Source organism: Rhodopseudomonas palustris, assembly GCF_013415845.1.
Classification (GTDB): domain Bacteria; phylum Pseudomonadota; class Alphaproteobacteria; order Rhizobiales; family Xanthobacteraceae; genus Rhodopseudomonas; species Rhodopseudomonas palustris_F.
In genome coordinates this window covers 2,626,356-2,638,248 of record NZ_CP058907.1, presented here as the reverse complement: position 1 = coordinate 2,638,248, position 11,893 = coordinate 2,626,356, and the positions used below count along the sequence as shown (strand labels likewise).

General features: G+C 65.9%; 12 protein-coding genes. 1 reads left to right on the top strand and 11 read right to left on the bottom strand.

Annotated elements, in window-relative coordinates; translation table 11 throughout:
- Window positions 1-29 precede the first annotated feature (29 nt).
- Window positions 30-1,097, top strand: a complete 1,068-nt coding sequence (locus tag HZF03_RS12050) for a GGDEF domain-containing protein (protein ID WP_119018290.1) — start codon at window positions 30-32, stop codon at window positions 1,095-1,097.
- An 8-nt stretch (window positions 1,098-1,105) separates the two neighbouring features.
- Here the strand turns inward: HZF03_RS12050 and HZF03_RS12045 are convergent, their stop codons facing one another.
- The 11 genes from HZF03_RS12045 to sufC all read right to left on the bottom strand — a co-directional run bounded on the left by HZF03_RS12045 (window position 1,106) and on the right by sufC (window position 11,803).
- Window positions 1,106-1,609 (bottom strand): TfoX/Sxy family protein, encoded by a 504-nt coding sequence (locus tag HZF03_RS12045; protein ID WP_119018289.1) that lies wholly within the window; start codon window positions 1,607-1,609, stop codon window positions 1,106-1,108.
- A gap of 114 nt (window positions 1,610-1,723) precedes the next feature.
- Window positions 1,724-3,319 carry a tetratricopeptide repeat protein gene (locus HZF03_RS12040; RefSeq protein WP_234832223.1) on the bottom strand — a complete coding sequence of 532 codons (1,596 nt, stop codon included), beginning with the start codon at window positions 3,317-3,319 and terminating at the stop codon, window positions 1,724-1,726.
- A 160-nt stretch (window positions 3,320-3,479) separates the two neighbouring features.
- Entirely contained in the window at window positions 3,480-3,953 is a 474-nt protein-coding gene (locus HZF03_RS12035) for a RidA family protein (protein ID WP_119018287.1), read from the bottom strand.
- A complete protein-coding gene (locus HZF03_RS12030; protein ID WP_119018286.1) occupies window positions 3,950-5,050 on the bottom strand; it encodes an NAD(P)/FAD-dependent oxidoreductase in 1,101 nt (366 codons plus the stop codon). Before HZF03_RS12030 ends, HZF03_RS12035 begins: the two co-directional genes overlap by 4 nt.
- 5 nt (window positions 5,051-5,055) lie before the next feature.
- Window positions 5,056-7,020 (bottom strand): CTQ-dependent glycine oxidase GoxA, encoded by a 1,965-nt coding sequence (goxA, locus tag HZF03_RS12025; RefSeq protein ID WP_119018285.1) that lies wholly within the window; start codon window positions 7,018-7,020, stop codon window positions 5,056-5,058.
- A 153-nt stretch (window positions 7,021-7,173) separates the two neighbouring features.
- On the bottom strand, window positions 7,174-7,545 hold the full coding sequence (locus HZF03_RS12020; RefSeq protein ID WP_011158020.1) for a HesB/IscA family protein: 372 nt from the start codon (window positions 7,543-7,545) through the stop codon (window positions 7,174-7,176).
- Window positions 7,546-7,674: 129 nt separating this feature from the next.
- A complete protein-coding gene (locus HZF03_RS12015) occupies window positions 7,675-8,091 on the bottom strand; it encodes a VOC family protein (RefSeq protein ID WP_119018284.1) in 417 nt (138 codons plus the stop codon).
- 7 nt (window positions 8,092-8,098) lie between these two features.
- Complete coding sequence (locus tag HZF03_RS12010) at window positions 8,099-8,467, bottom strand: SUF system Fe-S cluster assembly protein (protein WP_011158018.1); 369 nt, start codon at window positions 8,465-8,467, stop codon at window positions 8,099-8,101.
- Window positions 8,464-9,711, bottom strand: coding sequence for a cysteine desulfurase (locus HZF03_RS12005; RefSeq protein WP_119018283.1), 1,248 nt, complete (start codon window positions 9,709-9,711; stop codon window positions 8,464-8,466). The genes HZF03_RS12010 and HZF03_RS12005 overlap by 4 nt, the downstream gene beginning before the upstream one ends.
- On the bottom strand, window positions 9,708-11,021 hold the full coding sequence (sufD, locus tag HZF03_RS12000) for a Fe-S cluster assembly protein SufD (RefSeq protein ID WP_119018282.1): 1,314 nt from the start codon (window positions 11,019-11,021) through the stop codon (window positions 9,708-9,710). Before sufD ends, HZF03_RS12005 begins: the two co-directional genes overlap by 4 nt.
- Before the next feature lie 23 nt (window positions 11,022-11,044).
- A complete protein-coding gene (gene sufC / locus HZF03_RS11995) occupies window positions 11,045-11,803 on the bottom strand; it encodes a Fe-S cluster assembly ATPase SufC (RefSeq protein WP_011158015.1) in 759 nt (252 codons plus the stop codon).
- Window positions 11,804-11,893: the final 90 nt, after the last annotated feature.

Below are 11,893 nucleotides of genomic sequence, written 5' to 3'. Positions count from 1 at the left end.
GTTGAAAACGCCTGATCGGAGGGTGGCTCGTGGCCGCGCTGCAGGACGACCATGACCGCACCATGGCCTATGCCGAGGTGGCCCTCTCCCAGATCAAGACCCTCCGCCAAGGCGCCGTGCCGCGCAATTACGAGATCTGGTACGTCTACGCCACCGGCCATAATCCCGAGCTGAACAAGGCGATCAACGACACGCTGGCGGAGCGCGGCAACCTCACCGACGCCGACCTCGATCAGTTGCACGATACCTACCTCACGCAAGGCCGCACCACCGACCGGATCGACCGGATCGGCGCCCGCGTCGCCAACGAGATCGACGACATCATGGCGCTGCTCGCCGAGACGCTCGGCAACACCGCCAGCTTCGGCGACGATCTGCGCGGCGAAAGCCAGAAGCTGTCGCTGGCGACCGACCACGATCAGATCAAAGCGATCGTCGAGCGTCTGGTCGTTACCACCCGCGAGATGCAGCAGGCCAACAGCGCGCTGGAAGAGCGGCTGTCGACCTCCAAGCAGGAGATCGCCAATCTCCAGGTCAGCCTCGATGCGATCCGCGCCGAGAGCCTCACCGACCCCCTCACCGGCCTCGGCAACCGCAAGCATTTCGACCGCACCGTCCAGGAGGCGATCGGCAACGCCGGCGCCAGCCAGCAGCCACTGTCGCTGCTGATGATGGACATCGATCACTTCAAGTCGTTCAACGACACCTACGGCCATCTCACCGGCGACCAGGTGCTGCGGCTCGTCGGCATGACGCTGAAGCAGAGCATCAAGGGCCAGGACTTCACCGCGCGCTACGGCGGCGAGGAATTCGCCGTGGTGCTGCCGAACACGCCGATGCGCCAGGCGATCATCGTCGCCGACAACATCCGCAGGCTGGTGATGTCGAAGGAGCTGAAGAAGAAGTCAACCGGCGAGATCCTCGGCCGGGTGACGCTGTCGGCGGGCGTGTCGACGCTGAAGCCGAATGACGATGCCGAAGCGCTGATCGAGCGCGCCGACGCCTGCCTCTACGCCGCCAAACGCAACGGTCGCAACCGGGTGATCTGCGAGACCGATCCGGAATTCGCCGGCATCACGCAGGCCGCCGTCGCCTGACGTCGTCGTCAGCGCGCAGCCCGGCTGCGCTTCGCTGCGGCTGACTTTGTGGTCTTCGCCTTCTTCGCCGGAACTGCCGTCTTCACGGCTGCCTTGACCTTGCGAGCAGCCGCCGGCGTGGTTCGCTTCGGCGCCTTGCTACTATCGGCGGCAGTCTTCCCCTTCGGTCCACGCCGGGTCTTCGATGCCTTGCTGAACGCGGCGCGCTCGGCGGCGGCGTGAGCGCTGCGAGCCCATTCCGCCAGTTCGTCCGGATCATCGAGCAGCCGCTCCGGCAGCAGCCAGTACGAGCCAACCGTCACCGTCTTGGTGCGGGTGTCGTAGCGAAACGGCCGGCTGCCCTCGGCCTCGAACCGCGCCGCGCCGTCCGCATCGGTGCGCAGATAGATCGCATCGCGGATCACCAGCGCAAAGGTCACACCGTCCGCCGAGACCCCGAAGCCCGAGAACATCCGGCGGATCGTCACCGGACCAAACGGCGCGAACAGATCGGCGAGGAACTCACGGTCCATGGCATGGCTCATCAGATTGGATCGCGACGCAAACAGCGCCGCTGACGGAACGTCCCAGGATAGCAACAAACGCCACGAACGCGAGGGTATTGACCCACGCCGTACATGGTGTCGCTACATCCTCACGACGAGTTCCTGCAGCCGCTCGGCCGCTTCCTTGAACTGCGGGCTGAGCTTGACGGTCTGCTGGAAGTCGGCGACCGCGCCTTCTTTGTCGCCGGACTCCAGCCGCGAGTTGCCGCGGTTGAAATACGCCATCGCGTAGTTCGGGCTGATCGCGATCGCGCGGTCAAAATCGGCGATCGCCTTGGCCAGATCGTTCTTGTCGCGCCAGACGTTGCCCCGATTGTTGTAGGCGGTGGCGTATTTCGGATCGAGCCGGATCGCTTCGGTGTGATCGGCGAGCGCCTGATCGAGCAGCTTCAGCCCACGATAGGCGTTGCCGCGGCCAGTATAGGCCAGCGCCGATTCCGGATCGTAGCGCAGCGACTCGCTGAAATCGATCAGCGCGTGCTGATAGTCGCCCTGCCGGCGATACATACTGCCGCGCTGCAGATGCACCAGTGCGCGACTGGCGTCGCTGCCGCCCTGCGCAGTGACCAGCAGCGTGCAGACCTTGATGATCTGCTTGATGCCCTCCTCGCCCGGGCCGAGATCGCTCACCGGGAAGGTGCAGCGCCGATAGGCTTCCTGCGCTGCCTCGGATGACGGCTCCTTGCTGCGCTTTGGCTCGCCGAGCTTCTTCAGCACCTCGACCGCCGGCGGAAAGCCAGGTGCGAGCTGCAGCGCCTTGGTCACCGACGCGCGCGCCGCAACCTTGTCGCCGAGCAGCTTCAGCGTCTCAGCGCGATTGACGTAGGCGAGCGGATGCTGCGGTTCGAGCCGGATTGCCGTGTCCTCGTCGGCCAGCGCGAGAAGGCTCTGGTTCTGCAGCCCGAGCGCCGAGGCGCGGTTGAGATACAGCCCGCTCTCGCTCGGCGACAGCCGGATCGCCTCGGTGAAATCGGCCACCGCTCCTCCGGTGTCCTGCGTCAGCAGCCGGATGAAGCCACGCCCCTTGAAGCCACCGGCGTTGCCAGGGGCAAGCTTGATCGCCTCGCTATAATCGGCGGCTGCGCCGGCGGTGTCGCGCAGGTTTCGCCGCGCATCGCCGCGATTGAGCAGCGTGCCGACGTCTTCTGGCGCGGCTTTCAGCGCCTCGGTGTAATCGGCCACTGCGCGAATGTCGTCGCCCTTGCGGTGATACGCAAAGCCGCGCACCGCATAGACCTCGCCACTCTCTTTCGGCCGCAACTCGATGGCGCGGGAATAGTCCGCGATGGCGCGATCGTCGTGCCCGAGCTTCAGTTCAGCGCTGCCGCGCACGAAATGCGCCAGCGGCAGGTTCGGATCGAGCTTGATCGCCTGATCGGCATCGGCCAGAGCGCGGTCCGGCTTGCCGGTGACGTTCCAGAAATTGGCGCGCGTGGTGTAGGCGTCCGCCGCGTCCGGATTGGCCTTGATCGCCGCGTCGAGATCAGCCTCGGCGCCCACAAGATCGCGTTGACGTGTGCGTAGGAAGCCCCGCTTGATGTAGGCACCGGCCAGTGCCTTGCCGCTCAGTGATCCGGTGTCGATCGCCGCCGTGCATGCCGCGAGGCTCGCCTCCACCGACTTGATCGGCTGCTGACATTTCTGCGCCGCGTCCTCGCTCTGCGCGCGGGCCGGCAAACTGAACCCAAAAGCAGAGAGCGAGACACTACTCGCCAGAAAAACAGACGTGAGAGCAAAATGCGGCCGGGCCATCGGCGCCTCCGAAAGGAAACCGTGCTTCCTTCCAGTCGCGCGACGGCCCGTGCCGGTTCAAACGTCAGCCCGCAGGCCGGCGGTCTTACTTCGCAGGCGCGTAGAACGTACCATCGATTTCAGCGATGTCGCCCTGGTCGAGCGCCGGCACCTGCAGCACGGTGCGCGGCGGATACGGGCCATCGCCCCAGATGTCCTTCTGCACCTTGTTGACTACCGGGCGGTACTTGGCGACGTCGGTCACGAACACGGTGAGCCGCACCGCATCAGCCTTGGTGGCGCCGGCCGCTTCGGCCGCCGCCAGCATGTTGTCGAACATCCGCCGGATCCGCGCCTCGTCGCCGTCGACCATCGTCCCAGTGACACGGTCGGTGCCACGCATGCCACCGATGAACACGAAGTCGCCGGCACGGGCGCCGATGCTCCAGGTGCCGCTCGGTGTGATCGTCTTGTCGGTCGGCGCGATGATCTTCACCGCGCTGGTTTCGGCGGCCGCGAGCGCCGGCACAGCAACGGCAATCGCAGCGGCAGCAAGCAGCGTGCGCAGAGAGTTGGTCATGGCAGTGTCTCCTTCTGAGGGTGGGAGGATATGACGGCACGACGGCGCTGCCAGAACGGCGCATCTGCGAAGCGCGGCTCAGCGGCATACATCGCCTGCTGGCTGACGAGGTGCTGCGCGATCCCTTGCAAGTAATCGCGCTCATAGGCGTCGGCGCGTTCAGGCTCGCCATCAGTCAAGGTCAGCGCCGCCTCGGCGGCCGCCATGCCGCTCCACAGCGCGGTGGCGAGGCCGTTGGCGCCGAGCGGATCGAGCGCGGCCGCGGCATCGCCGGCGCGCAGGATGCGTCCCTCGATTAGACGACTGGCCGTGACGGTCGCGGCGGGAGCGACCTGGGGCGGTTCACGTGCGGCCAACACATCGAGGCCGAGGCTGCGCAGCCGCGGTGCGATCGCGACCGTCGACGCTGCCAGCCCCGTCCATGTGGCGCCATCCTGCGCTGCGCCGGGTGGCACTAAATCGGTGTCGGTGAATAGGCCGAGCATCATGCGGTCGCCCGGCAACGGGGCCATGTACCACCAGCCCAGCGGCACCGCTTCGATCAATGTCGCCGCGGCGGGCTCGGTATCGTCCGACAGGTCGAGCACGCGCCACACGGCGACCAGCCGATCGGTGCGGCGGCGCCCCGCGGCCGCTCCCGACGACACCGCGGCGCGGCCGCTGCAATCGATGGCCGCGTCGGCGAACACGACGCGGCCATCGCCGAGTTCGAGCACGACTCCATCGCAGTGATGCACCAGCATGGTGACGATGATCGGATGGCACTCGATCGCGTCGTTATCCAGCTTGGCCCGCATCTGCCGCTCGAAGCTGGCGCGATCGAGGTGCCAAGCGCCCTCGCCCTGCGCGGCCTGCCGCAAGGTCGCGTCGCCCCAGACCGAGAATCTGCCTTCGCTCGGCAGCGCGCTGTCGGCGTCGAGAAGGTCGGCCCATTGCAGCCGGTCGAGCAATGCGGCAGCGGCCGGCGACAACGTCTCGCCACGGCTGATCACCTCGCGATCCGGCGCGATCAGCAGCGGCCGTCGTCCGGCCAGCACCAGGCTGCGGGCGGCGGCGAGCGCCGCCACCCCTGCGCCGATCACGGCAATCCGGCCCATCGCGATCAGCGCGACAGCGTCTGCGCTGCGATGTCCATCGAGCCGCGCTGGACTTCGACGTAAAGCTGGTCGGGGACTCCGGGCAGCCCCTTCGGACCCGGGCGACGCACCACCACGCCCATCTGCGTCCACAGCTCGATCATCCGGCGCAGGCCGTCGGTGTAGCCGGCTTCGACGTGCAAGCCGATGCCCGCGGCTCCGCGCGCCCACGGGACCCGCGTATGATAGAACCGCAGCCGTTCTTCTTGGGTCAGATCGGTGCGCATCATCTGCTGATAGAACGCCTCGGGCAGCACATCGACCGGCAGCAGCGCCGGCCACCACACCGGCGTCGGGAAGCCGCTGGCCGTGAGCACGGCCTGGCAACTGAACGCATCGCCCTGCCACGGCACGCCCATCCAGCGCGTCAGATCGCCCGGCGCCTGCGGGCCGATCGGCCTGCCCTGATCCGGCTTGTCGGGATTGCCGGCGAACACGTTGACCGGATTGAGCTGCAGCCCGACATCCTGCGCCAAGTTCTTGCGGTTCGACAGCGCCAGGCGGAACGGCAGCTTGGTCTCGTTCGAACCGCGATACAGCTCCTTGTGGCGGATCGGCCAGGTAATCTCGACGCCGGGATGGAACGCACCGCCCGAGCAGGCATCGAGCGCGGCGCGCGTCATCGCCTCGGGGCGTAGTTCGATCGGCAGATCGTCGAGAGTGCGAACCCCGTCCGCGCTCTTATCAGCGTAGTCCGCCTCGAACTTGCCGTCGGCCCACAGTTCAAGCACGCTATACTGCGTCTGCGTCAGCGCCAGCCAGGCGTGCGGGCTGTCCTGATAGTTGACGCCATCGCCGAGCATGATCGGAATCGCGTAGCCGCGCTGGTCGCTACCGTCCGGCTTGCGGAACGCATCGAACACCTTCTTGCGCTCGGCCTTGGCATCGGCGCCGGGCTTGGCCAGCGTCTCGATCGTTGCCGGGTTTGACAGATCGCCGATGTCGTTCCAGGCCGCGCCGAGGAACGACGCAGTCGCCACCCACTGCATCGCGCCGGCGCGGCGCAGGATCGGCAACACATCGCGGCGGAACGAGACCTTGTCGGTCGGGCTCTGCATCTGGCCGAGCGCCACCATCGCTTCGCGCGCGGCGTCGTACAGCGTCACGATCGGCTCGAGCTGCGGCGCGAATTTCGGTCCGCAGCACACCACCCAGGCGGGATCGCAATCGAGCTTCTGGCCGTCGACGGTGACGGTCGCCTTGACCCAGCCGTCGGCCCAGTCGTCGTGCCAGCCGTCATTGTTGGTGAAGTCGCGCACCGGATTCTGCGGCAGTGCCGTGCGCGAGACGCCGTCGGCGGCGAACACCAGCAGGCGCCCCTTGTCGTCGGTGCGCAGATGGCCGAGCGAGACGTCGAGCGTCTGCCAGAACCGGCCCTTCATCCGATACTTGTCGTCGCCGCCCTTGGGGTTGGTCGAGGCGCCGGAGATCTCCAGCTTGCCGGCATCGATGCACAGCATCGCTTCGCGCTTGTCCGCCGCGACGAAGGCGTTGCGTTGCGCGCCGGGCACGCCGGGCGCGGTGTCGCCGCGATCCATCGCGTTGACGAAGCCGTACCAGGCCGCCTTGGTGTTGGCGACGTGGACGCTCCAGGTCACACCATCGGTGCCATCGAGTTCGCGCACCACGCGGCCCTGGTCGTCGTAGCCGAACAGCCGGAAGCGCTGCACCTGTTTCTTGATACGGCCCTGCTTGTCCTTGAAGCCGCCCTCGGGCTCGTCGAGCAGGCCGGGCACTTCCGGCGCCAGGAACCAGTCCTCGGCATTGCCGACGCGGGAGAAACCGATCGCCGGAAAGATCGCGACCTTGGCGATCTTCGCGCCTTTCGGCGCTGCAGGCTGCGCATGCAACGACGAGATCGCTGCTTTCGCCAGCAACGGTCCACCTAATCCGATGGCCGCAGCTCCGAGCAGAAAATCGCGGCGCTTCATCTGTTGTTCCTCCCCACGTCGTTGTGTGCTTGGAGAGGTATTCGCTTGCCGCGCCTTAAAAGCCGCTTAATGGGAGATGTACAATAGCGCGCGGTAGCGTACCGCGCGCTCTACACGTTGGGAGCGATGTTGCAATCGGTGGAAGTGCCGGGATCAGCCGTCGATCGAAGCTGGCTTCAGCTCGACGGACTCGCCACAGCCGCAAGCTGAAATCTGGTTCGGGTTGTTGAACACGAACTGCGCCTGCATCCTGTCGGCCTTGTAATCCATCTCGGTGCCGAGCAGGAACAGCACCGCCTTCGGATCGACCAGGATCTTGACGCCCTTGTCTTCGATCACTTCGTCGTTCGGCTTGATATCGTGCGCGTACTCGACCGTGTAGGACTGCCCGGCGCAACCGCCGTTCTTGATGCCAACGCGCAGGCCGAGAATCTCGCTGTCGGCGCGGACCATCAGTTCCTTGACGCGGCCCGCCGCCGCGTCGGTGAGGCGCATCACTTGAGGCCGAGGACGTGCCGTAGCCATGGTGTTTCCCACTCCTGTTGCCGGGCCTGCCCGGAGACGTTCGCCGCTTCACCGGCGACCAGCCGGACCTTCAGATAGTTACGCAACTGCCACTTCGAAAGGTGTTACCACCTCGTCGCGCGATCACGCCTAATGGATCGGCCAGACACCCGGCGTCACAAGTTCCAGCAGATGGCGATCGGGATCACGGAAGTAGATACTCGACCCGCCGCGCGGCCACTCCGTGCGTCCTTCGATCGCCACGCCATGCTCCGTCAGGCGCGCTTCCCATTCGCCGAGCTGGTCACGCTCGACCGAAAGCCCAATGTGGATCGGTCCGTTGCCGTCATGCGGCGGGATCGTGCCGCCCGGCAAATTGACCGTCTCCAGCGTACTGCCCCGCTTGAACAGCAGCAGCACGCTGCGACCACCCACGTCGAAAGCACAAAACCGCTGGTCGCTCGTCATCGGACTCAGCAGCAGAACGCCCTGGTAGAAACTTCGGGCGCGATCGAGGTCGTCGACATACAGCGCCGTCTCGATCACTCCGTTCAGGCGCAGACCCAATCCGTCCTCACCACATATTCAGCACGAGCCGGGCTTCGTCGCTCATCCGCTCCGGGGTCCACGGCGGCTCCCAAACGATGTTGACGTTGACCACGCCGACGCCGGGCACGCTGGCCACCGCGTTCTCGACCATGGTCGGCAACTCGGCGGCGGCCGGACAGTTCGGTGTCGTCAGCGTCATGTCGATATCGACGGTGCGGTCGTCCTTGATCTCGACTTTGTAGATCAGCCCGAGCTCGTAAATGTCGGCGGGAATTTCCGGGTCGAACACCGTCTTCAGCGCGGCCACGATCTCGGTGCCGAGCCGCTCGGTCTCTTCCGGCGGCAGCGCCGAGACGGTCTGCATGTTGGCTTTGGCTTCGATCGTATCGGTCATGCGAACAGATCCCGCGCCTTGATCAGCGCACTGACGAGTTGGTCCACTTCCTCACGGGTATTATACATGCCGAACGACGCACGGCACGTCGCAGTGACTTGGAACCGCTCCAGCAGCGGCATCACGCAATGGGTGCCGGCACGGACCGCGATGCCCTGCCGATCGATCACGGTGGCGACGTCGTGCGGGTGAGCCCCCTTCATTTCGAAGGAAATCACCGGTCCCTTGCCCTTGGCGCTGCCGATGATGCGCAGCGCGTTGATCTCCCGCAGCCGCTCCTCGGCATAGGTCAAAAGATCGTGTTCGTGGGCGGCTATCCGTTCCTTGCCGATCGAATTGACGTAGTCGATCGCGGCACCGAGCCCGACCGCCTCGATGATCGCCGGCGTGCCGGCCTCGAATCGATGCGGCGGGTCGCCGTAGGTCACCCAGTCCTGGGCGACCTCACGGATCATCTCGCCGCCGCCGTTGTAGGGCCGCATCTTGGCGAGGACGTCGTACTTGCCGTACAGCGCGCCGATCCCGGTCGGGCCGTAGATCTTGTGCCCGGTCATCACATAGAAATCGCAATCGATGTCCTGGACGTCGATGGCGAGATGCACCGCTGCCTGGCTGCCGTCGACCAGCACCGGAATGCCGCGGGCATGGGCGATCTTCACGACCTCCTTGACCGGGACGACGGTGCCGAGCGCGTTCGACATCTGGGTGATCGCGACCAGCTTGGTCTTGGCGGTCAGCAGCTTCTCGAACTCGTCGATCAGGAAGTTGCCTTCGTCGTCGACCGGCGCCCATTTCAGCACGGCGCCCTGGCGCTCGCGCAGGAAGTGCCACGGCACGATGTTCGAATGGTGCTCCATGATCGAGAGCACAATCTCGTCGCCCTCGCCGATGTTCGTCGCACCCCACGACGATGCCACGAGGTTGATCGCCTCGGTGGCATTGCGGGTGAAGATGATCTCTTCCGGCCGCTTGGCATTGAGCAGATGCTGCACGCGTGTGCGGCCGCCCTCATAGGCTTCGGTCGCGGCATTGGCGAGATAATGCAGGCCGCGATGCACGTTGGCGTATTCGCTCTCATACGCCTGCGTCATCCGCGTCAGCACCTGCCGCGGCTTCTGCGCCGAGGCGGCGTTGTCGAGATACACCAGCTTCTTGCCATAGACCTCCAGCGCCAGCGTCGGAAAGTCCTCACGGACGAGGTCAACGTCGTAACTGCCGTTTCTCACTGCAGGATGCGTACTCATCGCCTCGCCTCCAGCCAGCGCACCGCCGCCGCGGTCACCAGCTCACGCAAATTGTCGTCCGCGATCGCTTCGATCGCCTCGCCGACGAACGCCTGGATCAGCATCGCCTCGGCCTCCTTCTGCGGAAGACCACGGGCGCGCAGATAGAACAGCAAGGAATCGTCGAGCGCACCGACCGCAGCGCCGTGGCCGCAGGTGACGTCGTCGGCAAAGATCTCGAGCTCTGGCTTGTTGTCGACCTCGGCCTCGTCGGACAGCAGCAATGCCCGGGTCATCATCTTGGCGTCGGTCTGCTGCGCCGCCTGACGGACGTTGATACGGCCCTGGAACACCGAGTGGCCGCGATCGTCGACGACCGCGCGAAAACCTTCGCGGCTGACGCAATGCGGCACGTCGTGGTTCATCACCAGCGTGGTGTCGGCGTGCTGCTTGCCATTGAGCAGATTGACGCCGTTGGTCTCCACCTCCGAATGCGAGCCGGCCACCGTCACCACCGCCTGATAGCGGCTGACGAGCCCACCGGTGGTAATGCCGAAAGCGTTGAAATGCGCATGCGCGCCGACCGCGACAGTCGCCGAGGTGACGTTGAACGCCTCGCGGGAGTCCTCGACGATCCGCACGTAGTCAAGCCGCGCGTGGTCACCGATCGCGATCACGGCGGAGTCGTGAACCTGATAGGCAGCGGCGCCCTCGCCCGCGACGTAGCTCTCCACCACCGTCGCCACCGCGGCGTTGCCAAGCGAGATCCGCGACCGGGTAAACATCGCGGCCGGCGCACCGCCGGAGGCGATGTGAAGGATGTGCAGCGGCCGCGTCAGCGTGGTGCCGTCCGCGACCTCGATGACGAGGCCATCGGTCATCAGCGCGGTGTTGAGCGCCACCATCGGATCGGCGGTGTCGAGCGACAGCACACGATCGTCACCGCTCTGCAGCGCCTCGCGCAGGCTGCGGATCGACAGTCCCGCATCAAGCCCTGCAAGCTCGGACAGGCCGGGCGCAAGCACGCCGTCGACCAGCACCAGACGGCGGACGCCATCGATCGCGTGCAACTTGGCGGCGGCCTCAGCCTGCGCCAGTGCAGCGGCTTCGGGCGCTGCCGCGAGCGGCAACACCTCGCGCATCAGCGCGCGCAGGTCCGTGTACTTCCAGTCCTCGATCCGCCGGTGCGGCAGGCCGATGCGCTGGAAGGTGTCGAGCGCCTGACGGCGGGTGTCGGCGACCTTGCCCGCGCCCGGCACGCGGGCGCTGACCGCAGCGAAATTATCGCTGGCGGTGTCGGGCTTGTCGGGTTTCGCCACTGCGATGTTCATGACCGTGTCCCGATCGGCGGCGCTCAGGCCGCGGCTTCCTGATATTGCGCGTAGCCGTTGGCTTCGAGTTCGAGCGCCAGCTCCTTGCCGCCACTGCGGACGACCTTGCCCTTCGACATCACATGAACGACGTCCGGCACGATGTAGTCGAGCAGCCGCTGATAGTGGGTGATGACGACCATCGAGCGGTTCGGCGCGCGCAGCGCGTTGACGCCCTCGGAGGCGATCCGCAGCGCGTCAATGTCGAGGCCGGAGTCCATTTCGTCGAGGATGCACAGGCTGGGCTGGAACAGCGCCATCTGCAGCACCTCGTTGCGCTTCTTCTCGCCGCCGGAGAAGCCGACATTGACGCCGCGCTTCAGCATCTCCTGCGGAATGCCGAGCGAGCCGGAGACTTCACGCACCCGCTTGAGGAAATCCGGAGTCGATAGCTCATCCTCGCCGCGCGACTTGCGCTGCGAATTCAGCGCGGTGCGCAGGAAGTTCATGGTGGCGACGCCGGGGATTTCGACCGGGTATTGGAACGCCAGAAATACGCCCTTGGCGGCGCGCTCGTTCGGCTCCATCTCGAGCAGGTTCTCGCCCTTGAACAGGATCTCGCCGCCGGTCACCTCGTAGCCCGGCTTGCCGGCGATGACGTGGCTGAGCGTCGACTTGCCGGAGCCGTTCGGCCCCATGATCGCGTGCACTTCGCCTTCGTTCACCGTGAGCGTCAGCCCGTGCAGAATCTCGCGATCCGCGACGCTGACCTGGAGGTCCTTCACTTCGAGCAATACAGCCATAACGACCTTCCTGTTTGGCTCTCACCCTGAGGATCGACGGCGCGCGTCTCGAAGGATGAGTTGATAAGAGTTTATCGTTGCGGATCCTGC